The 20,811-nt window shown below is 34.3% G+C and carries 25 protein-coding genes and 1 riboswitch; of the genes, 17 read left to right on the top strand and 8 right to left on the bottom strand.

The features are described 5' to 3' along the window. Positions 1 to 18 precede the first annotated feature (18 nt). From EKQ63_RS27060 to alo, 4 genes are all read left to right on the top strand, one after another. Complete coding sequence (locus tag EKQ63_RS27060) at positions 19 to 1,035, top strand: ABC transporter permease (RefSeq protein ID WP_000041820.1); 1,017 nt, start codon at positions 19 to 21, stop codon at positions 1,033 to 1,035. Then, complete coding sequence (locus EKQ63_RS27055) at positions 1,032 to 2,096, top strand: iron chelate uptake ABC transporter family permease subunit (RefSeq protein ID WP_000631245.1); 1,065 nt, start codon at positions 1,032 to 1,034, stop codon at positions 2,094 to 2,096. The genes EKQ63_RS27060 and EKQ63_RS27055 overlap by 4 nt, the downstream gene beginning before the upstream one ends. After that, entirely contained in the window at positions 2,093 to 2,845 is a 753-nt protein-coding gene (locus tag EKQ63_RS27050) for an iron ABC transporter ATP-binding protein (RefSeq protein WP_087955072.1), read from the top strand. The genes EKQ63_RS27055 and EKQ63_RS27050 overlap by 4 nt, the downstream gene beginning before the upstream one ends. Positions 2,846 to 3,295: 450 nt before the next feature. Further along, positions 3,296 to 4,834, top strand: coding sequence for an anthrolysin O/cereolysin O family cholesterol-dependent cytolysin Alo (gene alo, locus EKQ63_RS27045; RefSeq protein ID WP_088327964.1), 1,539 nt, complete (start codon positions 3,296 to 3,298; stop codon positions 4,832 to 4,834). Positions 4,835 to 4,886: 52 nt separating this feature from the next. On the opposite strand, the gene EKQ63_RS27040 is transcribed toward alo, so the two are convergent. The 3 genes from EKQ63_RS27040 to EKQ63_RS27030 all read right to left on the bottom strand — a co-directional run bounded on the left by EKQ63_RS27040 (position 4,887) and on the right by EKQ63_RS27030 (position 7,353). Further along, positions 4,887 to 6,167 (bottom strand): purine/pyrimidine permease, encoded by a 1,281-nt coding sequence (locus tag EKQ63_RS27040; RefSeq protein WP_087955070.1) that lies wholly within the window; start codon positions 6,165 to 6,167, stop codon positions 4,887 to 4,889. Positions 6,168 to 6,290: 123 nt separating this feature from the next. Next, positions 6,291 to 6,740 carry a cyanase gene (gene cynS, locus EKQ63_RS27035; RefSeq protein ID WP_143881659.1) on the bottom strand — a complete coding sequence of 150 codons (450 nt, stop codon included), beginning with the start codon at positions 6,738 to 6,740 and terminating at the stop codon, positions 6,291 to 6,293. A gap of 31 nt (positions 6,741 to 6,771) precedes the next feature. Beyond that, positions 6,772 to 7,353 carry a beta-class carbonic anhydrase gene (locus tag EKQ63_RS27030; protein ID WP_087994685.1) on the bottom strand — a complete coding sequence of 194 codons (582 nt, stop codon included), beginning with the start codon at positions 7,351 to 7,353 and terminating at the stop codon, positions 6,772 to 6,774. Between the two features lie 167 nt (positions 7,354 to 7,520). Here EKQ63_RS27030 and EKQ63_RS27025 point away from each other — a divergent pair, with 167 nt between their 5' ends. Next, positions 7,521 to 7,952: an Lrp/AsnC family transcriptional regulator gene (locus EKQ63_RS27025; RefSeq protein WP_087955067.1), complete on the top strand. Its 432-nt coding sequence runs from the start codon at positions 7,521 to 7,523 to the stop codon at positions 7,950 to 7,952. 192 nt (positions 7,953 to 8,144) lie between these two features. On the opposite strand, the gene EKQ63_RS27020 is transcribed toward EKQ63_RS27025, so the two are convergent. Both EKQ63_RS27020 and EKQ63_RS27015 read right to left on the bottom strand, forming a co-directional pair. Next, positions 8,145 to 8,258 (bottom strand): DUF896 domain-containing protein, encoded by a 114-nt coding sequence (locus EKQ63_RS27020; RefSeq protein ID WP_223290773.1) that lies wholly within the window; start codon positions 8,256 to 8,258, stop codon positions 8,145 to 8,147. A gap of 96 nt (positions 8,259 to 8,354) precedes the next feature. Further along, complete coding sequence (locus EKQ63_RS27015; RefSeq protein ID WP_087955066.1) at positions 8,355 to 9,002, bottom strand: nitroreductase family protein; 648 nt, start codon at positions 9,000 to 9,002, stop codon at positions 8,355 to 8,357. A gap of 164 nt (positions 9,003 to 9,166) precedes the next feature. Here EKQ63_RS27015 and EKQ63_RS27010 point away from each other — a divergent pair, with 164 nt between their 5' ends. The 7 genes from EKQ63_RS27010 to EKQ63_RS26980 all read left to right on the top strand — a co-directional run bounded on the left by EKQ63_RS27010 (position 9,167) and on the right by EKQ63_RS26980 (position 14,550). After that, complete coding sequence (locus tag EKQ63_RS27010) at positions 9,167 to 9,523, top strand: winged helix-turn-helix transcriptional regulator (protein ID WP_143881658.1); 357 nt, start codon at positions 9,167 to 9,169, stop codon at positions 9,521 to 9,523. A gap of 71 nt (positions 9,524 to 9,594) precedes the next feature. After that, positions 9,595 to 9,999, top strand: coding sequence for a phosphate-starvation-inducible protein PsiE (gene psiE / locus EKQ63_RS27005; protein WP_000834703.1), 405 nt, complete (start codon positions 9,595 to 9,597; stop codon positions 9,997 to 9,999). Between the two features lie 142 nt (positions 10,000 to 10,141). After that, positions 10,142 to 10,657 (top strand): spermidine N1-acetyltransferase, encoded by a 516-nt coding sequence (speG, locus tag EKQ63_RS27000; RefSeq protein ID WP_001071092.1) that lies wholly within the window; start codon positions 10,142 to 10,144, stop codon positions 10,655 to 10,657. Positions 10,658 to 11,094: 437 nt separating this feature from the next. Beyond that, positions 11,095 to 12,642 carry an ABC-F family ATP-binding cassette domain-containing protein gene (locus EKQ63_RS26995; protein ID WP_088327966.1) on the top strand — a complete coding sequence of 516 codons (1,548 nt, stop codon included), beginning with the start codon at positions 11,095 to 11,097 and terminating at the stop codon, positions 12,640 to 12,642. Positions 12,643 to 12,647: 5 nt separating this feature from the next. Next, positions 12,648 to 13,841, top strand: a complete 1,194-nt coding sequence (locus EKQ63_RS26990) for an MFS transporter (protein WP_142940753.1) — start codon at positions 12,648 to 12,650, stop codon at positions 13,839 to 13,841. 157 nt (positions 13,842 to 13,998) lie between these two features. Beyond that, on the top strand, positions 13,999 to 14,232 hold the full coding sequence (locus EKQ63_RS26985) for a DUF3955 domain-containing protein (RefSeq protein ID WP_087955062.1): 234 nt from the start codon (positions 13,999 to 14,001) through the stop codon (positions 14,230 to 14,232). A gap of 78 nt (positions 14,233 to 14,310) precedes the next feature. Then, positions 14,311 to 14,550 carry a DUF3947 family protein gene (locus EKQ63_RS26980; protein WP_087955061.1) on the top strand — a complete coding sequence of 80 codons (240 nt, stop codon included), beginning with the start codon at positions 14,311 to 14,313 and terminating at the stop codon, positions 14,548 to 14,550. A 29-nt stretch (positions 14,551 to 14,579) separates the two neighbouring features. Here the strand turns inward: EKQ63_RS26980 and crcB (EKQ63_RS26975) are convergent, their stop codons facing one another. Then, positions 14,580 to 14,936 carry a fluoride efflux transporter CrcB gene (gene crcB, locus EKQ63_RS26975; RefSeq protein WP_087955060.1) on the bottom strand — a complete coding sequence of 119 codons (357 nt, stop codon included), beginning with the start codon at positions 14,934 to 14,936 and terminating at the stop codon, positions 14,580 to 14,582. Beyond that, entirely contained in the window at positions 14,933 to 15,337 is a 405-nt protein-coding gene (crcB, locus tag EKQ63_RS26970) for a fluoride efflux transporter CrcB (RefSeq protein WP_000639329.1), read from the bottom strand. The genes crcB (EKQ63_RS26975) and crcB (EKQ63_RS26970) overlap by 4 nt, the downstream gene beginning before the upstream one ends. A 54-nt stretch (positions 15,338 to 15,391) precedes the next feature. Next, positions 15,392 to 15,451, bottom strand: a riboswitch (Fluoride riboswitch). Positions 15,452 to 15,668: 217 nt separating this feature from the next. On the opposite strand from crcB (EKQ63_RS26970), the gene EKQ63_RS26965 reads away from it, so the two are divergent. The 5 genes from EKQ63_RS26965 to EKQ63_RS26945 all read left to right on the top strand — a co-directional run bounded on the left by EKQ63_RS26965 (position 15,669) and on the right by EKQ63_RS26945 (position 20,274). Next, positions 15,669 to 16,727: an endonuclease/exonuclease/phosphatase family protein gene (locus EKQ63_RS26965; RefSeq protein WP_088327787.1), complete on the top strand. Its 1,059-nt coding sequence runs from the start codon at positions 15,669 to 15,671 to the stop codon at positions 16,725 to 16,727. A 27-nt stretch (positions 16,728 to 16,754) separates the two neighbouring features. Next, positions 16,755 to 18,257, top strand: a complete 1,503-nt coding sequence (locus EKQ63_RS26960; protein WP_088327786.1) for a DUF4077 domain-containing protein — start codon at positions 16,755 to 16,757, stop codon at positions 18,255 to 18,257. Positions 18,258 to 18,423: 166 nt separating this feature from the next. After that, a complete protein-coding gene (locus tag EKQ63_RS26955; protein ID WP_000573649.1) occupies positions 18,424 to 18,819 on the top strand; it encodes an SET domain-containing protein in 396 nt (131 codons plus the stop codon). A gap of 550 nt (positions 18,820 to 19,369) precedes the next feature. After that, complete coding sequence (locus EKQ63_RS26950) at positions 19,370 to 19,966, top strand: hypothetical protein (protein WP_087955057.1); 597 nt, start codon at positions 19,370 to 19,372, stop codon at positions 19,964 to 19,966. Positions 19,967 to 19,986: 20 nt separating this feature from the next. Next, positions 19,987 to 20,274 carry a DUF3986 family protein gene (locus EKQ63_RS26945; protein WP_088327784.1) on the top strand — a complete coding sequence of 96 codons (288 nt, stop codon included), beginning with the start codon at positions 19,987 to 19,989 and terminating at the stop codon, positions 20,272 to 20,274. A gap of 92 nt (positions 20,275 to 20,366) precedes the next feature. Here EKQ63_RS26945 and EKQ63_RS26940 read toward each other — a convergent pair whose 3' ends face one another. Further along, positions 20,367 to 20,462: a DUF3967 domain-containing protein gene (locus EKQ63_RS26940; RefSeq protein WP_087955055.1), complete on the bottom strand. Its 96-nt coding sequence runs from the start codon at positions 20,460 to 20,462 to the stop codon at positions 20,367 to 20,369. Positions 20,463 to 20,811 lie beyond the last annotated feature (349 nt).

Here is a 20,811-nt window from a genome sequence, read left to right as displayed (position 1 = left end):
GTAAAGGAGTACGAAACAGTGTCAAAAAATATAATTTCTAGGGTTGAGAATATTTCTCAACCCCAGTTTTATAATCACAATAAATTATGGACAAAACCTTTTATAATAGCGATTATAGTTGTTATAATTTTAGGGATTATATCACTGTTTACTGGAGTTTATGATATACGTGGACAAGAGGACGGGACAGAGATGTTTTTCATAACTCGTGTTCCGAGAACAGCTGCATTAATGCTTACTGGAGCTGCGATGGCGATGGCAGGGCTCGTAATGCAACTCATTACACAGAATCGCTTTGTTGAACCTACTACAACGGGGACTATTGAATGGTCAGGCTTAGGCCTGCTTTTTGTGTATTTATTATTTCCTGCCCCGACTTTAGTTCAAAGAATGACTGGTGCAATCATTTTTTCTTTTATAGGAACTATGATTTTCTTTCTATTTTTAAGAAGAGTTAAGCTTCGTTCGTCTTTAATTGTTCCGATTATTGGATTGATGCTTGGAGCAGTAATTTCTGCAGTGTCTACTTTTTTAGGACTCCTTTTTCAAAAGACGCAAAGTATTGAAACTTGGTTTGTAGGTTCATTTGCTAACATTCAGGTGGGAAGATATGAATATTTATGGCTGATTGTTATCATTACTTTTCTTATTTTTATGTATGCTAATAGATTGACTTTAGCTGGACTAGGAGAAGATGTCGCAACAAGTCTTGGAGTTAATTACAATAGAATTGTTCTTTTTGGGACTGCTCTTATCTCTGTTGCAGTTGGAATTGTTGCGGCTGTTATTGGACACTTACCTTTCTTAGGATTAATTGTGCCAAATATCGTTTCAATGTTTAGAGGTGATGATCTTAGGAGTAATTTACCTTGGGTTTGTGTGATCGGAATGGGATCAATAACTGCCTGTGACATCATTTCTCGAACAATTATACAGCCTTTTGAATTACCGGTTTCTTTAATACTTGCAACAGTGGGAGCAGTCGTGTTTATTACTATTTTATTGAGACAAAGAAAACCAAGGAGGCTACGATGATCACATTAGAATATAGAAAAAAAGAAAATGTCGAAATCGATTCTAGCCTTCATAATGAAAGTAGATCAGCTAGCGCTTTTCGGTCTAAGAAGGAAGCAAGACGTTATTGGATTTTACTGATAACATTGATTGCTTTAGGTCTTCTTTCTTCATATGGACTTTTAGTTTATAACAATCCAGTTCCTATAGATTCACCTTCTTTTATCCCAGTCGTTAAGAGAAGGATAGTAGCTATTGTTGCAATGATTATTGCTGCGGTTTGCCATAGCTTGTCGACAGTTGCTTTCCAATCTATTACGAATAATAAAATTATTACTCCTTCACTTTTAGGTTTCGAATCACTTTATTCAGCAATTCAAACGAGTACAGTATTCTTCTTTGGTGCTAGTGCGTTAATAAATTTTAATGGAATTGGATCATTTTTATTCCAAGTTGTTGTTATGGTCTTCATGAGTTTGATACTTTATGGATGGTTACTTTCCGGTAAATACGGGAATTTACAACTTATGCTTTTAGTTGGAATTATTATTGGTACCGGGCTAAATTCTGTGTCAACTTTCATGAGAAAACTACTTGCGCCTTCAGAATTTGATATTTTACAAGCAAGATTATTTGGTTCTGTTAATCATGCAGATCCTGCATATTTTCCTATTGTAATTCCTATGATCATAATTGTAGCGGTATTAATTTTTGCTCATTCTAAGAATTTGAATGTTTTATCACTAGGAAAAGATGTTGCTACTTCTTTTGGAGTTAAATATCAACCTAGTGTAATTTATACGCTTGTATTAGTAGCTATTTTAATGTCCATTTCAACAGCTCTAATTGGGCCACTTACTTTCTACGGATTTTTAGTAGCAACTTTGAGTTATCAGGCAGCGTCAACGTATGATCATAGATATATTTTTCCGATGGCTTTTGCTATAGGATTTTTAATAATGACGAGCGCATACTTTTTAATGTATCATGTATTCCATGCTCAAGGTGTAGTTTCAGTTATTATTGAATTATTCGGTGGAATCATATTCTTAACTATAGTTTTAAGGAAGAGGGCTTTATGATAAAAATTGATAATGTTAAAAAGTTCTATACTGATAAGGTAAAAATAGGACCTTTGGATATTGAAATACCAAAAGCGGGCTTTACTTCTTTAATTGGACCGAATGGGGCTGGAAAGTCAACGACACTTTTGATGATTGGTAGACTTTTAGATATGGACGAAGGGCAAATCCAGGTAGCAAATATGGATGTTTCTGAATCCAAATCAAAAGACTTAGCAAAAGTTTTGACTATATTGCGACAAGAAAATCATTTTGTAACGAGGCTTACTGTTAGACAATTAGTTGGATTTGGGCGCTTTCCTTATTCAAAGGGAAGATTGACTAAAGAAGATGAGGCTATCATCTCTAAATATATCGATTTCTTAGATTTAACTAGTTTAGAGAATAGATATTTAGATGAGCTTTCTGGTGGTCAAAGACAAAGGGCATATGTAGCGATGGTATTGTGCCAAGAGACGGAATATGTACTTTTGGACGAACCTTTGAACAACCTTGATGTTGCTCGTTCTGTTCAAATGATGGAGCATTTAAGACGTGCAGCTAATGAATTTGGAAGAACAATTTTGACGGTTATGCATGACATAAATTTTGCAGCTAAATACTCTGATAAAATTTGTGCTATGAAAGATGGACAAATTGCTGCTTTTGGAACAGTAGAAGAAGTTATGGACCCAACACTTTTGACAGATATTTTTGAAACAAAAATAGAGATTATTGATGGTCCTTATGGGCCGATCGCTGTTTATTAGTTATAAAATGTAAAAAAATACTGTAGCTTGCGTAGATTATGCAAGCTACTCTAGTTGAAGTTGCTGTCTATATTTTATAGGCAGCAGCTTTTTTTATGTAATTACTCATAAAATGCAAAAGAATGCTTCACCTTTTCAAGTATATACCAAGCGAAAAAAATATCTCTGTATAACTTTTTAAAAGAATCCAGCTTGTTTTTTTATATGTAATATTGCATATCAGAGTGTATTGATAAAAGTGCAAGGGGTCACTATAATGAGGGCATAAAGATAAATCACATTTTCGTAGCAATAAAAAGGAGGAAATAATATGGAAATCGCAATGGCAGTTTTAAAATTTGTAGGTGGCGTAATCCCGTTAATTCAAGAACTTTTAAAAGCATTTATGTAAGTTTATTAGTTAGCTATCATTTATCAATCATTATCATATTTTACTAAAAAAAGAACGGGGTGATTTTTCTGAATATTAAGAAAAACACTAAAAGAAGAAAGTTCCTTGCATGTTTATTAGTTAGTCTATGCACTATTAATTATTCATCTATTTCCTTCGCAGAAACACAAGTAGGTAATGCAACTGATGTAATCAAAAATGCTAGTGGCATTGATACTGGTATAGCAAATCTTAAATATAATAATCAAGAGGTTTTAGCTGTAAATGGTGATAAAGTAGAAAGTTTTGTTCCGAAAGAAAGTATCAATTCAAATGGTAAATTTGTAGTAGTGGAACGCGAGAAAAAATCACTTACAACGTCACCAGTCGATATTTCAATTATTGATTCTGTAGTGAATCGCACGTATCCAGGAGCTGTACAACTTGCAAATAAAGCTTTTGCAGACAATCAACCGAGTTTATTAGTGGCTAAGAGAAAGCCTTTGAATATTAGTATAGACTTACCGGGCATGAGAAAAGAAAATACAATCACTGTCCAAAATCCGACATATGGTAATGTAGCTGGAGCAGTAGACGATTTAGTATCTACTTGGAATGAAAAGTATTCTACAACACATACGTTACCTGCAAGAATGCAGTATACGGAATCCATGGTTTATAGTAAATCGCAAATCGCAAGCGCTCTTAATGTTAACGCTAAATATCTTGATAACAGTCTAAACATTGATTTTAATGCGGTTGCAAATGGAGAGAAAAAAGTGATGGTAGCGGCGTATAAGCAAATATTTTATACGGTAAGTGCTGAACTACCTAACAATCCATCCGACCTTTTTGATAATAGCGTTACTTTTGATGAGTTAACTCGAAAAGGCGTAAGTAATTCGGCTCCACCTGTTATGGTTTCAAATGTAGCTTATGGTAGAACGATTTATGTAAAATTAGAAACAACATCTAAGAGCAAAGATGTACAAGCTGCTTTTAAAGCCTTACTTAAGGATAACAGCGTTGAAACAAGTGGACAGTATAAAGATATTTTTGAAGAAAGTACCTTTACTGCTGTAGTATTAGGCGGAGATGCGAAAGAGCATAACAAGGTTGTTACTAAAGATTTCAATGAAATCCGAAATATCATTAAAGATAATGCTGAATTAAGTCTTAAAAATCCAGCATACCCAATTTCATATACAAGTACTTTCTTAAAAGATAATGCAACTGCTGCTGTTCATAACAATACAGATTATATTGAGACGACAACTACAGAATATTCAAGTGCTAAAATGACACTTGATCATTACGGTGCTTACGTTGCTCAATTTGATGTATCTTGGGATGAATTCACATTTGACCAAAAGGGTAACGAAGTACTAACACATAAAACATGGGATGGTAGCGGAAAAGACAAAACGGCTCATTACTCTACAGTTATCCCTCTTCCACCGAACTCAAAAAATATAAAAATTGTAGCAAGAGAATGTACAGGTCTTGCATGGGAATGGTGGAGAACAATTATTAATGAACAAAACGTTCCATTAACAAATGAAATAAAAGTTTCAATTGGAGGAACAACATTATACCCAACAGCTAGTATTAGTCATTAAGTATAAAAAAAGCGCCCTATAAGTAGGGCGCTTTTTTACTTAGTCACAAATTTTAATCTTTCCAAAACTGTTCTAGCAAAATAACGATCATAGTACCTACGAGTAATCCGTTACTTAAAACATATTGTAAGGAAGAAGGAACTCCGCTAAATACACCTTCTGGAAGAAACATTATACCCAAACTGATTAATAATGAAATTCCTAATATAGTTAATCGGCGTTGATTTAATTCTTCACGTAAAATGGATTGAAGTGAAATGCCTATTACTTGGACAAATGTTGCTAAAAGTGCAGCATTAGCAATAGGTCCTGGTAGCAAGGATATAAAGCTTACAATTGAGGGGATAAAAGAAATACCTGCTAATATAAGACTGGCTATAAGGAACGACTTCACTTTTCTTTGCCCTGTTAGTTGGATAAATCCTGCCGATGCAGGTAATGGTACAATTCCAATTGTAGAGAACAACGACGAGATAATATGTGATATACCTCCTACCCATACACCACGGTTCAGTGTTTGCTTTTCAGTTTCTTTAGATAACGGAGCCACTTGTTTTACAGCCGAAATAGCAGCAATTGTATTTGCAACTAAAAGAAATGTAAATAAAGTTGCAGTTAGAGTCATTCCAATATCGAATTTAGGTGTGCCCCAAGCAAATATCTCTGGTAACTTAACTAGCGTTGTGTGCGAAGGTATATGAGATGATTTTCCTAATACTGCATACAAAAGCCAACCGCATGAAATTCCAAGTAATACAGCGTAACTTTTCATCCATCCTTTCCCTTTAATTGATAAGAAAGTAATAAGGGCAAAAACAAAGAGCGCAATAGTAGCTGTTGTATAGTCAGGGTGAGTTGCATATCCTTGTAATCCCATCATGCCTTTTAGTAACACACCACTAAGCTGAAGTGCTAAGATTAAAAGAAAAGTTCCTGTAACTAAAGGGGTAAATAAACATAAGATTCGATGAACAAGCCCTGTTATACCAAGAACGAAGAGTAATATACCTGCAATAATTAATCCGCCTTCTAAAAGTTGCAACACGCCTTTTGCACTTTGTCCTTGATACATAGCGACTTGTCCCAATATGACAAATATACTTACCCATGAACCGGCTGGTCCATCCGCAATAGGATAGCGATGCCCAAACCATGCTTGTATAAATGAACTTACTCCTACAACTAAAAAAGTTCGCTGCATTAATGTTGAGATATCTTCTATTGGTAAATGGAATATACCACCAATAATTATAGGTAGTGCAATTGCATTTGCTAATAAAAACACAAACCACTGTAGAATACTAAAGCTCGTATCAAAGTATTTTTTATTCATATTAGTCTCCTTTGCCCAAAAAGAATTTCATAGTTAAAATCCATCCTTTCTACACAGTTAGAAAGGATGGATTTTGTAAATCTATAAAATTATTTTAATTATATAGATGGATTTTTTGATTATTTACCATGTACGGAATGGTAAGAATTTCCCGTTAAGTGTAATGACGATACGAGGGTCGCCACCTTGTGGATCTTCTTGTGTATCCACACCTAGGTTGAAGTTAATTGCACTCATTACACCTTCGCCGGCTTTTTCTAAGATTAATTCTCTAAGAGTTGGTGCGTATTGTAACATCATTTCGTATAATCGATATAAGATTGGATCAGTAGGAGGCATTTGCATTACTTGCTCTCTAAGTGGAACTACTGTTAATGCTCGAACTACTTCTTCATCTAATTCTAATAGTTTACCGATTTTTTCTGCTTCTGGACGTGTCATTGTAGCTTGTCCTAATAATGCTGTTACAACCCAAGTCTCAGAGTTTTCACTTACTTTTGAGATTTCTTCCCATGTTAAACCTCTTGCGATTTTTGCTTCCATAATTTTTTGCGTAGCTTCTTGTCTATTCATATTTAATAACTTCCCTTCATTTAAGTAATGATTAATGTTTCATACCATTTAATTTTTTATATCCATCGACTACTAAATCTAATTTACCTGTGTGAGGATCGATAACTAAACCATGTACAGGAACATCTTTTGGAATAAGTGGATGATTTCTTACTAAATCAACATTAGCTTGAGTCGAATCGCAGATATCATCGAATCCAAATAGCCATTTTTCAAGGTCAACACCAGCATATTCAATTGCTGATAAAATTTCTGGTGAAGCTACTCCACGATCTAATATTTTTTGAAGTGTTCCTTTTGGATTCGTTTGGCTCGCACCACATCTATGGTGTCCAATAAGGAAGATTTCATCTGCATTTAAATCGTATACTGACGCTACAACACTTTGCATAACACTATCGAAAGGAGAAGCAATTTTACCACCTGCATTTCTGATAACTTTTGCATCACCGTCGTGTATATCTAAAGCTTTTGGGAGTAGCTCAATTAAACGAGCATCCATGCAAGAAACAACAACCATACGTTTTTTAGGCATTTTTGTCGCTTCACGAGGAGCGTATTCCTTATTTTCTACAAATTGTTCATTGAACGATAGAATTTCTTGTAATAACATATTTGTAACCTCCTTTAAATCTAGATTTATTTTTTTGATGTGTCCTCTATGTTATAAGTGAATATACCTGATAAATAATGTGATGTAAGAGGATAAACTAAGTATAGTGAATTGTATCGATAAGCAGAATAAGTTGGCGAAACACTTTCGGGCTTTCTACTTTCACGGTGAAAGGATTGGTTTATATCATTGATCAAACAGATTTTGAGATACTGAAATTATTAGGAGAAAACTCGAGAATACAATGGAAAGAACTTGGTCAGAAAATACATATGACAGGGCAGGCTGTAGGAAATCGAATTCGGAGATTAGAGGATCTAGGAATTATTGAACAATATACAATTGCAATAAACCGAATCAAGTTAGGACAAGTAGTGACTGCATTTGTTACTTTGTTCGTAACAACAGCTAATCACCAAGAGTTTATGAATTTCTTTCAAGGAGAAGAAGGGATTTCTGAGGTACACCGTGTAAGTGGTGAGGGGTGTTATTTATTAAAAACACATTTTGCGTCCAATGAAGACTTAGATAACTTTCTAGGACGACTATTAAAATACGGGAATTATCGTGTTAACTTATCAATAGGAAAGTTGAAATAAGGTTTCTTTTCCTTGGAGGGGATGGTAACATTATTTGCTAAACCTTATTTGTATAGAGATAATGAAGTCGTTTAATGTTTATCTTAAATAGTCAGAGCCTTACTACAATGTATGTGTAGTAAGGCTTTTTTAGAGAGTTATAAATAATTTTACCTTAAAAAAATCCTGTAGCTCAGTATAGGAGATGAATCACTAAGTAACAAAAAATCTTGGTATTTTCATACGCTCATTTAATTCTGTTTTTGTTAAGCCTTCTTCTTTTTGCTTTTTAGCTAATTCATTAATTCGATTTAAAACTTCAAGCATTGTTTTCCTACCTTTCTTTTTTTGCAAGTAGTCGATCATAGTTTAATTAATAGGATTCATCGTACTTTCATTCTAAAAGTACGATGATTATGGTGATTAAAATTCGCCATTCCAAGAAGTTACTTCATCTACAGTTAATCGAACTGATGGGAATCCCGGCTCTTTTGCTTTGCCTAATGCAATCATTAAAACGTCAGTTAAGTTTTCTGGAACGTTAAATGCTTGGCGGAATTCTTCAGCGTTATAGCCAAGCATTGGAACTGTATCATATCCTCTCGCTTTTGCAGCAAGCATCAACTGCATAGCTAGCAAACCACCGTCAAGCATTTGCCATTCTCTTTTTCCTTGGTCACTGACAGGTGCATAAAACTCACGAATGCTGTTGTTTAGTCTGTTTTTAATTTCGTCTGTCATAAATCCAGCAGCTACCGCACGTTCGTTCACCTTATTGATATGCTCGAATTCATGAGCATGATTTTCGCTTAAAATTACGATCATAGCAGATGCTTCTAACACTTGTGGTTGATTTAAAGCGATTGGGTGAAGCTTCTCTTTTAAATCTTGATCTGTAATTACCATGAAACGCCATGGGTTTAAGTTTGAACTGCTTGGTGCTAACATTGCTTCTTCTAAAAGTTCTTTAATTTCTTCATCAGAGATTGTAACGGATGGATCATAGGAGCGAACGGAACGACGCTCACGAATCACATCATAAAAATTTGCAGTACGATTTTCTTTTTTCATTTTAAAATACCTCCACTAAGTTTCTGTTCTGTTATAAGTTGCTTACATGCATCATTATGGTATAGTACAGGTACTATGAAAAGTACGCACTTTTCCGTGATATAGACACCATCTCGTGACATAGGCACGAGAAAGTGCCTATAAAAATGCAGAAGGAGTTCGGTATGAAAAAAGAGTATAACAATAGAAGTGAAGTCGTTTTAGATGTGATCGGAGGTAAGTGGAAATCCCATATTTTATATCATTTAACAAGCGGACCGACAAGAACGGGTGAGTTAAAACGATTGGTAACCGGTATTACACAAAAAATGCTTACGGAACAATTGAAAGAGCTAGAAAAGGATGGGCTCGTATCTAGAAAGGTATACAATCAAGTACCGCCGAAAGTTGAATATTCCCTTACAGAACAGGGACAATCATTAAAACAAGGCTTAAAAGTACTTTGTGATTGGGGAAGCGACTATATTAAGCATAAATATCCGAATGGTGAAGTGATAGTGAGAGAGGACGATCATATTTGATTTAACACTTCTGTAAGTATAATTTTGCTATAATAAATACGTACTTATACGAAGGGGAGTTTAATGGGAAAATGAAATCATTCAATATTGATCATTTTATCGCAAGTGTTTTACAGTGGATATTAAATATAGCGTTAATTATATTATCCATTGTCTTATCTATTTTTTTAATTAATGAGACGATTACTTTTATCCAATACATATTTTCAGCGAAGAAGTATACGTCATATAAATTAGTTGAAAGTATTATCGTCTATTTCTTATACTTCGAGTTCATTGCATTAATTATTAAGTATTTTAAGTCGAACTACCATTTTCCGTTACGTTATTTTATTTATATTGGAATCACGGCGTTAATTCGATTGATTATTGTGTCTCATGAGGAACCGATGGAGACGTTATTATATGCAGGAGCAATTCTTATTTTAGTTATCGCTTTATACATATCAAATATGAGAGATTTGAGAAAAGAGTAGTAGTGCAGACATAAGTTTGCACTACTTTTTTTTATCTTGACCTTTAAGTTACTTGAAAGTTTACAATGTAAATAGGGCGTTTGAAATTGAAAAAAATTGAGAAATTAAGTGAAGAGGTTTCTTTTACTTGGAGGTTATAGAAATGAATCAGGAATTGAAGTTACGTCCATTAGAACGAGAAGATTTAAAGTTCGTACACGAACTGAATAATAATGCGCATATTATGTCGTATTGGTTTGAAGAGCCGTATGAGGCATTTGTGGAGCTGCAAGATTTATACGATAAACATATACATGATCAAAGCGAACGCCGATTTATCGTTGAGAAAGACAATGAAATGGTTGGATTAGTTGAGTTAGTAGAAATCGATTATATTCACCGTAGAACAGAATTCCAAATTATTATTGATCCGAATTATCAAGGATATGGTTATGCAGTGGATGCGACGCGTTTAGCAATGGATTATGCTTTTTCTGTACTAAATATGCATAAGATTTATTTAGTTGTGGATAAGGAAAATGAAAAAGCAGTACATGTTTATAAAAAAGTTGGGTTTATGGTAGAAGGTGAGCTTATTGATGAGTTTTTCGTTGATGGTAACTATCATAATGCGATAAGAATGTGTATGTTTCAGAAGCAATATTTTGAAAACAAGTAGTTGAAAGATTCGGAAGTAATGTTGACGCTTCGTAAAAACGTATGCTAAAATCCCTTTTAAGTATTAAGGAAGGTGCAGAACATGCTTTATATAAAATTTGTAAAACTCATTAGAAAACTTTGCTCCGCACAAATGTATACGGTGAAGCGTTGTACGGAGCTTAATCAAGGGGCATAAATCCCCTATATTCATCGGCTGAATAACTTTTTGAAAAAAGTATAGTTTGCCTATGCTTATTTCGTTATGGTTTTTCAGCTGGTGTATAAAATAGATTAAGGGGCCATAGACAATGCTTTGTCTATGGCCCTTTGTGTATATTATTCCGATGAGTCTTTACTGTAAATTGGAGTAGTATAGGAAAAACCACGAAGCAGAGGGCTAGTGTCGAATGACGCTATCCCTCTGCTTTTTTTAATTTCAGGAAAAGAGGAATAAGAATGAGTTTACTTAAAGTTGAAAGTTTATCACATAGTTTTATAGATAAAGTATTATACGAAAATGCTTCTTTTGATTTGCATAAAGGGGAGCATATGGGAATTGTTGGACAGAATGGTGCAGGAAAAAGCACATTAATGAAAATATTGGTGGGGGAAATTATTTCTGATAAGGGAGACATAAAGTGGCAGCCTAATATTCAAATTGGGCATCTTGATCAATACGCTGAAATTGATGAGGGTTATACCATTTCACAATATTTAAAGAGAGCCTTTTATGATTTGTATGAAATAGAAAAGAGAATGAACAAGTTATATGAAGAAAGTGCGATGACTGGAGATGAGAATCAACTACTAAAAGCAGCTGAAATGCAAGAGCAGCTGGAGGCTCGTGATTTTTATTCAGTAGATAGCGTCATAAATAAGGTGGCAGCCGGTTTAGGTATTGATGCGATTAGGATGAATCGTGTTATTGGTGAATTAAGCGGAGGTCAGCGTGCAAAGGTAATTTTAGCGAAGCTCTTATTAGAAGAGCCTAATATTTTATTACTAGATGAACCGACGAATTTTCTCGATAAGGAGCATGTGGAGTGGCTTGCTAATTATTTGATGAATTTTGAAGGGGCGTTTATTGTCGTGTCGCATGATTTTGATTTTCTAGAAAAAGTGACTTCTTGTATATGTGATGTAGAGTTCGGAACGGTGAAGAAGTACTACGGCAAATACTCAGATTTTGTAAGACAAAAAGAGCATTTGCGAAAAGATTATATTCGCCAATATTATGCACAGCAAAAGAAAATTGAAAAAACGGAAGAGTATATTCGTAGAAATATTGCTGGGGTGAATTCAAAAATAGCACAAGGACGTAGAAAGCAGTTGCAGCGTATGGAAAGAATTGCGCCACCAAGTTTTACTCATAAACCGTCTATTCATTTTCAGGAACTTCCTATTTCAGTTCAGACAGTTCTTGAAGTAAATAACCTTGAAGTTGGTTACGACTTCGCTCTCTTACCAAAGTTGAATTTTTCAGTAATGGGTGGGCAAAAACTTGTTATTACAGGATTCAATGGAGTAGGGAAATCTACTTTATTAAAAACAATCGTTGGAAATATTGCTAGTATTTCTGGAGAGTTTCACTTTTCAGAGCAAATAAAGATTGGATATTATGAGCAAGATTTACATTGGAGCAATGATTCTTTAACGCCACTTCAAATTATTTCAGAACAGTTTCCTAAACTGAATATGAAGGAAATACGCCATCATTTAGCTGCGTGTGGAGTGAAAGATACGCACGTTTCGCAAGAAATTCGTACGTTAAGTGGTGGTGAACAATCGAAGGTGAAACTGTGTGGATTATTACTATCACCTTGTAACTTCTTAATTTTAGATGAGCCGACAAATCATTTAGATGCAGAAGCGAAGGAAGCTTTGCAAAAGGCGTTAGTACAGTTTAAGGGGAGCGTTATACTCGTATCTCACGAAGCAAGTTTTTATCTTGATTGGGCAGATAGTATTTTTAATATAGAGATGGGATTAGTTAAGGGAGTGTGAAGCATATGAGTGAAAATAATTGGAAAACGAAAATTATATTATTTTTGACTGCTCAAACGATTTCGTTGTTCGGTTCATCTCTCGTGCAGTACGCAATTATATGGTATATCACCCTTACAACATCGTCAGGGGTAATGTTGACCATTTCAACCGTTTGTGGTTTCTTACCACAAATTGCGATTTCTTTATTTGCGGGTGTTTGGATTGATCGTTACGACCGTAAAAAGATGATTATGTTATCGGATGGGATTATAGCAATTGCTACGTTAGTTTTGGCGATTTTCTTTTTAACAGGATATAAAAGTATTTGGTTACTTTTTATAGTGCTACTCATTCGTTCTGCTGGGACAGGGGTACAAACGCCAGCTGTGAATGCGTTAATCCCACAAATCGTTCCAAAAGATTTTCTTATGAAAGTAAATGGGATCAATAGCAGTATTACATCTTTAATTATGTTTCTTTCTCCAGCAGTAAGTGCTGCAATTCTTTCTATTGCTAGCATTGAAGCGACATTTTTTATTGATGTTATGACAGCTATGATCGGAATTAGTATTATGTTTATCATTCAAGTGGAAGGACATGTGAATGTAGGGAGTAAGCAAAAATCTAATCTGCAAGGTATAAAAGAAGGTTTTGTTTATTTAAAAGAAAATGTATTTATTAAAAGGCTACTTGTTTTATTAATCATTGTCATGATCTTAATAAGTCCAGCTGCCTTTTTAACACCTTTAATGGTAACTCGTTCTTTCGGTGCAGAAATGTGGAGACTTACTGCTAGCGAGATGACTTTTAGTGCGGGGGCAGCAGCTGGTGGCGCATTAATTGCGGCGTGGGGTGGCTTTCGTAATCGTATGCATACAACAGCGCTAGCTTGTGCGTTATATGGACTGCTTATGATTGGATTAGGGATTGCACCAATATTTATTATGTATTTACTATTTAATTTTTTAATTGGTATAACAATGCCGTGCTTCAATACACCAGTTACCGTGTTATTACAGGAAAAAGTAGAACCTTCTATGCATGGGCGGATGTTTAGTGTTGTACAAATCGCGAATTCATGCGCGCTTCCTTTAGGAATGATAATATTTGGCCCATTGGCTGATATGTTTAGCGTAGAAGTTTTATTAATTTATGCTGGAATATTTGTGCTGTTGTGTGCGATTTATGTTGTAGTAAGTAAGAGATTTGAAGTGTAAATATTGATGTTTGAAAAGGTTTGTGAGGTAATTTAAGATGCTTCGCAAACCTTTTTGTTTATAACATTCAATATTTTTTTATTGTAAAACAATAAAAAAATATTGAATGTTAATGTTGTTTTGGGTAATATGATGTTAACAATCTAAGGGTAATTATATGAATAGAGGAGAATGTGAAATGAAAAACAAATACGTAGTAGCTATTTCTTTCATGATTTTAGCGATTATTACTTTAGCTATACATGCTTCAAACAGTAAAGTAGGGGCAAATGGATTCCTTGAAGAACCTTTCTTTTTCTTAGTACCGATAAGTTATATATTGTTCCTTAGTGGTATTGGTGTATTACTATTTGGACTTATTACTTCAAAGCTGAACAAGAGCAATAGATAGGGCTGTTAATCGGGATAAAACACTCACTATGAAATAGAAACATACGATATGGAAGAAAAATAATAAGTGAGTTGAATCATGATGAACCATTATATTTATAGAGGTAGACAAGTGGGAGCAGCTATTACACTTGCTGGGGCACAGGGGACCATTCATGCTGTGAATCAAGTGATTCAAATGCAGCAACAAGCATATTTTGCACAAATGATGCAAGGACAGTATATGCCATACTCACAACTTCCAATGCAAAGTATACATTATGATGTGTATCCAGCGAGTTTACTTTCCATTCCATATGGCGGGACTTACTTCTTATAAAAAAAGCGACTGATAAGAGTCGCTTTTTTTTATATTCCGCCTAGATGCATTCCAAGGAATGCGAAGAGGATACCAATGATATAAGTAGCACTTAAATATAGAAATAGTATGCTAAGGTTTTTACGATTGAAGAGCTGAATGGACTCAAGCTTAAACGTTGAAAACGTCGTGAAGGCACCCATAAATCCAGTACCTAATAATAATTGCCAACCTGTAGTGACTCCGTTGCCAATTATATATCCGAGTAAAAACGCTCCTGTTATATTAATGAGAAATGTAGCGATTGGAAAGGAAGTTTTATTTCTTTTTTTAAACCAATTGCTGATTGCAAATCGTGTAATAGCACCGAAAAATCCTCCTGTTGCTACTAATAAAGCTTCTATCATAAGTGATCACCTTCCGTAAGATGTTTCTTAATTAAGAAATCACCTAATGTATAGCCAAGTCCAGACATAATGAGGCCACCAAGTATGCTGCATGATACATATAAGAAGGCTATGCTCCACTCAGAATGATTAATCAATTGAATAGTTTCTACACTAAATGTTGAAAACGTCGTAAAGGAACCGATGAATCCAGTCCCGATGCCTGTGATAATTTCTGAGGGCAAGATGTTTCGCTGGGCGATATACGTAGTCAGCCATGCTAATAAGAAGCAGCCGACTAAGTTAATGAGTAATGTAGCTAGTGGAAATGTATGATGCCAAAATTCATGAATCGTAAGACCTAAATAATAACGAGAAAGCGCCCCTAATATACCGGCAATGCCAACGATAATATAAATCAATTTTCTCACCTCTTTAAATAGCTTGCTCAAAAAAATAGACTCCTACCAGTAGTGATACTGGTAGGAGTCATTAGCTAAGCAGCGTTTATGGCGAACTCCATCGCCTATAATTATTACATATAGTGTACTAAACATTGCGCTTGATTTCCAGTGAAGAAGTTAGGGGATTTTGTATTTTTGATAATGTAAGAGCAAGTGGAACTGCTTATAAACTAAATATAGTGATATAAGGTTTTTGGTGTGATAAAATATTTCTTATGTCTGGCATTCAGTTTTAGTTAACTGAAAATAAGGAAAATTAAGTTGTGTGTTTTAGAAAAGGGGCGTTTATTTGAAGAAATTATTAAAAATAGTACTTATATGTATTTTAGTAGGATTGGGAGTTGTAGGTGGTTTTTTAGGGTATATGACACTTACTAAAGAACAGCCTGCTGATGTTGTAAGTTTGAAGGTGGAAAATAATAAAGAGCGCGTATTAGCGACAGGAAATGAATTTAAAGTTACAACATTTAATATTGGATATGCCGGATTAGATAAGGACCAAGACTTCTTTATGGATGGAGGAAAAGGATCTGGTTCAAGTAGCAAAGAACAAACGGAAGTTAACCTAAAGAATATACTTTCGTTTTTACAAAATGAGAATAGTGATTTTGCGTTATTACAAGAAGTCGATATAAAATCAATGCGATCTTTTGATGTAAATGGCCATGAATTTTTGAAAAACGGACTACCTGATTATGCTTCATCGTTCGGAAAGAACTATGATACAAAATGGGTCCCTGTCCCAATTACAAGTCCAATGGGATATGCGGAGGCTGGATTAAGTACATTTTCTAAATATAAAGTTGAAACAGCTGAGAGGTTCCAGCTTCCTGGAATGGAGCCTTGGCCGAAGCGTTTATTCGATTTAGATCGAGCGATTGTTGAGTATAAAATTCCTGTTAATAATGGAAAGAATGTTAGACTTGTAAACTTACATTTGTCTGCGTACGATGAAGGCGGGAAAATTAGAAAACAGCAAGTAGAGTATTTAAAAGAATATATGAACAAGCATTATAAAAATGGTGATTACGTAATTATGGGCGGGGATTGGAATCAATTACTTTCTGACGTTCAATTAAGTGATCCAAAGTTTGTGAAAGAGCGCCCTGAGTGGTTAGTAGAGTTACCAAAGGACTTTACTGATGGTGGCTTTAAGTGGGCTGTAGACTCATCTGTTATGACGGTGAGAGACGATGTGAAGAAGTATGTAGAAGGTGAAAACTTCGTCACGATTATTGATGGCTTTATCGTTTCACCGAATGTGGAGATTGTAAATGTGCAAGGAAAAGATTTAAAGTTTGAAAATAGTGATCATAACCCAGTGAGTGCGGTCTTTAAGTTGAAGTAATTAAGTGTAGAAAGTGGGACTTTATATATGGAATGGTTAAAGAAAACTTGTTTTTCTAACCTTGAGAAAGAATCACAGAAAAATCATTTATTGCTGTTTATTACGATTTGTAGTTTCTTCCTTGGAATCATCGCGATTGGGTATTACGGATATATTTTTACAGAGAGAGCAATCGCGTTTTGGGTTTGTGGTATTTCTGTGGTTGTATTTGGAACACTTCTTACTTTTATAAAAAGCATGGAAACGACGTATAAATATATCATGACATTTATGTTGCTTATGATGTCTTTCATTATGGTACAAGCTTTTAATGAAAGCCCAGCTGTATTTCAAATGGTCTATTTTACATTAGCCGTTTCACTTATTTATTTAAGTGAACGTCTCGTTGTAATTCTCGGCGGAGTGGCAGTTGTTCTTACATTTATTCTTTGTAGTTATTGGCCGGAGCAATTTTTTGCTTATACAGCAGCATCTGAAGCTGCAAACTTCGCAAGCTTGTTAGCAATCGTAACGATCGCTATGTGGGGCGTAACGAAAATTGGTTCTAACTTACTGGCTCGTTTAAGTGATGAAAAGCAAGAAGTAATGAGAAAAGCTCAGGAGTTAGAAGAAACGCAAAGGCTTATTGAGGAAACGGTTGTGAAACTAGATCGTAATTTCAATTATTTAAGACAAAATATGAATACATCGATGGAGTCGATGAGTGAAATTAATTTCGCTTTTGAAGAGGTAGCAGTTGGCACGCAATCACAATCAGAGATGATGCATCGTTCGGTAGAAGTATTGAACGATATGGAGGGAAATATTGAACAAATCATTTCTCAAGTAAGAAATGCATCGATTCGTGTTGATGAAAGCTTAGAAATTTCAAAAGGTAGTGTACATACTCTACGAAGTTTTGAAGCGAATATGAGAAGTTTAAATGATGTTGTTTCACAATCAGGAATTATATTTAGAGATTTAATGACACAATCGAAACAAATTAATGAAATTGTAGATGTAATAACGAATATTTCAAGTCAGACGAGTTTGCTAGCTTTAAATGCAAATATTGAAGCTGCGAGAGCAGGTGAGCATGGAAAAGGATTTGCTATTGTAGCGAATGAAGTATTAAAGCTTGCTGAGGAATCAAATCGTTCTGCGGGAAGAATTCAAGGGATTTTGAAGGATTTTAGTAATCAAGCAAGTAAGGTAGAAGTGCAGGTAGAGAAATCAGAAAGAGTACAAGAAGAATGTAATGAAATGTTAGTAAGTGTTTTAACAAATGTAACGGATTTAGGGAAATTTATTGATGAAATTAATGATGTAATGAGGGAAATCGTTGGTCATCAAGAAAGTTTCCAAGTTAAAACGACGAATATCGTAAAGGATGTTACACATGCTTCTAATGTAATCCAGCAAACTTCTGCGGCTACAGAAGAAGTGTTAGCAAGTGTGGAAGAAGAAAAACATCGAAATGATACATCTGTGAAGACATTACATACTGTTAGCGAGCAAGTGAAATTGTTAGAAGATATTTTAGAAAAGTAATATCACTTAAAAAGGGCGCAACGTTTGTGCCCTTTTTTCATTTAAACGAAGACTTGCTCGGATTTTAATTGCTTTTCTGCTCGTTTTCTGCCAAGCTTAAGAAGATAAAATTCAGCTAATAGCGGAATTAAAATACTTCAAAGAAAGAATTAAATAGGTGACGCATATGATCGAAGTTAAGACTTCTGAACTTAGTGATGGAGAATTTAATAGAGGTGTATTTGCAACTCGTGATATTAAAAAAGGTGAGTTGATACACGCAGCGCCAGTTATCTCTTATCCGAATGAACAGCATGAACACATTGAGAAAACATTACTTGCTGACTACGCATTTGAGTATGGGATTAATCATACGGCAATCCTTTTAGGATACGGCATGTTATTCAATCATTCATATACACCGAATGCGACGTATGATATTGTCTTTGAGAATCATACATTTAACTTCTATGCTTATAAAGATATAAAAGCAGGAGAAGAAATCTTAATCAATTATAATGGTGAAGTGGATAACGATGAACTGTTATGGTTTGATAAAGAAAAAGAAGAGAACGAAAAGTAATATAAAGAGTATGGAAAGAGCACATTCTGTGGGATGTGCTCTTTTTTATGGCGTGTCGAGTCAGTTGGTGGAGAAACCCTACGATTGAGCCCTGTGATAAAGTAATTTTTCTATTTATAGAAATAGGAGAGCATTTAGGAGTATACAGAGCCAAGAAATACACTATATTTACAACTAAATGATATGGTGAAAGGCTTAAATCTAACCTTACAAGTATTTGAAAGTTACTATATCTCATCTCCAATGGGGTAAAATAGATTGGTGTGTCTTAAGAATGGTTTGCGCTAACATCGCCCTAAAAGATACAGTATTGTACCTTTAGGGGCGATGCTTTATTAGCTTTATATTGTAGAGGAAGAGATTTTTAGTTTATTTATTTTTAATCTTATTAAGTGATTATTTTATACAAATTAATAATAACAAATTTATCAATTTACTTTCATTATTGTTAGAAAATTTTATATTTTATACTATTTAATAGTAAGAAATGATAGGAAATATAAATTTTAGTTATTTCTCACTATTATAAAATTTGAGAGGGGAATGGTAGATGAGAATTATAGCTGGGATACTTTCTTGCGTTTTGATGTTTAGTTTTGCATTGCCATCATTTGTTGATGCAACTGTTGAATTAAATGATGATACAATTGTCGAAGAATATGTTCCTGAAGAAGATAGTGGTATTGATTTATCTAATGTCGATGTTTCTAACTTCGATTTTGAAAAATTCGAGAACGAATATGATTTTTTAATAACTGACCCTGTATTTTTACAATTAGAAGGAGAACTAAGTAAACCAAGAGTTGAATATGTTATTGAAAAAAATCCTCTTACAGGTGAATTAATAGTTAAACAAGAAATATTACCAACTCTTGTTATTGGAGCATTAAGGGTTTTAACTTCAAAAGCGGGAAGAACAGCTGCAGATAAAGGTTGGAAAATAGCGAGACCTTATGTACAAAAAGCATTAGACGCACCAAATAAATATATTCTTGAAGGTCCATATAAAACTAGAATTATTCAAGTCAGATCTAAAGTTACTAAAAAAGTGTTATTTAGGTTAGATTATGGTCCAGTAAAAAATAAAGGACCATATTTACATTATCATGTCCCGCCAAATTTGAATGATCATCATATTATTTGGTAAAGGAGAGATTATTTAATAGTATGTGTAACTATGAAGAATACCAACATATGCATATAGGATATTATGAAGATGGATATGATTTAGAAGTTATTGCATATAAGAAAATAGACAAGCCTATATGGGATGTTTTTATTGAAGAATATGAAGCTGGCGCGGATTTTTTGTATGAATATGCTAGTAAACATAATTTGGGTGAAAAATTTGTTGGTTACGGCTTGAAAATATTTTCAATAGGGGATAAAGATGCTACTGAAGAACAATCTAGATTAATTTTTGAAAAATGGTTAAAAACGAATAGCATTGTTTAAAAATTGGTTTATCTTTATTCCGCTAATCGAAAAGGTAGAAAAGTATACTTTTCTACCTTTTTGTAGTTTATATACAAACCTTACCAAAACTTCTACCACGGCTTTTTCTTCTCTTTCGCAACTGCCACTTCATCTTGAAATTCCTTCGTTAAACCCTTTGATTCCTGTATCTCACTTAGTATCTTCATGAGAGTCTTATCTCCCGCCTTCAATCAATCTTCTTATATGTCATAAACAAAGTAAAAATTACAAAAAAATACCACTTTATTTTCGTGTGGTATAGTAAGATACTGAAGGGTAGTGTTTTGAAAAAGTAATATATTTTACAAATTGTTGTCTTTCTGATGACATGTCAAGTTTAGTAGCCTATTTGGGTTGCTTTATTATGCAATATATATTTTAATATGAGTGGCACCTCTTATAAATTAAGAGGTTTATAGGTGTCTCGAATTGATTTTGGGTACACTGTATCCACCACTTTAAGTTCGTTCATGTATGTGGGGATATTATGGGCCCGTATAACGGGATAAAAAGAAT

It is taken from the genome of Bacillus sp. BD59S (genome assembly GCF_007363175.1).
Taxonomy (GTDB): Bacteria; Bacillota; Bacilli; order Bacillales; family Bacillaceae_G; genus Bacillus_A; species Bacillus_A pacificus.
This window is presented reverse-complemented; position numbering and strand designations above follow the sequence as displayed.

Excerpts from the sequence above, each read along its gene's own strand:
- EKQ63_RS27055 (WP_000631245.1), top strand. The coding sequence starts at position 1,032 with ATGATCACATTAGAATATAGAAAAAAAGAAAATGTCGAAATCGATTCT.
- EKQ63_RS27050 (WP_087955072.1), top strand. The coding sequence starts at position 2,093 with ATGATAAAAATTGATAATGTTAAAAAGTTCTATACTGATAAGGTAAAA.
- EKQ63_RS27040 (WP_087955070.1), bottom strand. The coding sequence starts at position 6,167 with ATGAATAAAAAATACTTTGATACGAGCTTTAGTATTCTACAGTGGTTT.
- cynS (WP_143881659.1), bottom strand. The coding sequence starts at position 6,740 with ATGAATAGACAAGAAGCTACGCAAAAAATTATGGAAGCAAAAATCGCA.
- EKQ63_RS27030 (WP_087994685.1), bottom strand. The coding sequence starts at position 7,353 with ATGTTATTACAAGAAATTCTATCGTTCAATGAACAATTTGTAGAAAAT.
- EKQ63_RS27020 (WP_223290773.1), bottom strand. The coding sequence starts at position 8,258 with ATGCTTGAAGTTTTAAATCGAATTAATGAATTAGCTAAAAAGCAAAAA.
- EKQ63_RS27015 (WP_087955066.1), bottom strand. The coding sequence starts at position 9,002 with ATGAAAAAAGAAAATCGTACTGCAAATTTTTATGATGTGATTCGTGAG.
- EKQ63_RS27010 (WP_143881658.1), top strand. The coding sequence starts at position 9,167 with ATGAAAAAAGAGTATAACAATAGAAGTGAAGTCGTTTTAGATGTGATC.
- psiE (WP_000834703.1), top strand. The coding sequence starts at position 9,595 with ATGAAATCATTCAATATTGATCATTTTATCGCAAGTGTTTTACAGTGG.
- speG (WP_001071092.1), top strand. The coding sequence starts at position 10,142 with ATGAATCAGGAATTGAAGTTACGTCCATTAGAACGAGAAGATTTAAAG.
- EKQ63_RS26995 (WP_088327966.1), top strand. The coding sequence starts at position 11,095 with ATGAGTTTACTTAAAGTTGAAAGTTTATCACATAGTTTTATAGATAAA.
- EKQ63_RS26990 (WP_142940753.1), top strand. The coding sequence starts at position 12,648 with ATGAGTGAAAATAATTGGAAAACGAAAATTATATTATTTTTGACTGCT.
- EKQ63_RS26985 (WP_087955062.1), top strand. The coding sequence starts at position 13,999 with ATGAATAGAGGAGAATGTGAAATGAAAAACAAATACGTAGTAGCTATT.
- EKQ63_RS26980 (WP_087955061.1), top strand. The coding sequence starts at position 14,311 with ATGATGAACCATTATATTTATAGAGGTAGACAAGTGGGAGCAGCTATT.
- crcB (WP_087955060.1), bottom strand. The coding sequence starts at position 14,936 with ATGATAGAAGCTTTATTAGTAGCAACAGGAGGATTTTTCGGTGCTATT.
- EKQ63_RS26960 (WP_088327786.1), top strand. The coding sequence starts at position 16,755 with ATGGAATGGTTAAAGAAAACTTGTTTTTCTAACCTTGAGAAAGAATCA.
- EKQ63_RS26955 (WP_000573649.1), top strand. The coding sequence starts at position 18,424 with ATGATCGAAGTTAAGACTTCTGAACTTAGTGATGGAGAATTTAATAGA.
- EKQ63_RS26950 (WP_087955057.1), top strand. The coding sequence starts at position 19,370 with ATGAGAATTATAGCTGGGATACTTTCTTGCGTTTTGATGTTTAGTTTT.
- EKQ63_RS26945 (WP_088327784.1), top strand. The coding sequence starts at position 19,987 with ATGTGTAACTATGAAGAATACCAACATATGCATATAGGATATTATGAA.
- EKQ63_RS26940 (WP_087955055.1), bottom strand. The coding sequence starts at position 20,462 with ATGAAGATACTAAGTGAGATACAGGAATCAAAGGGTTTAACGAAGGAA.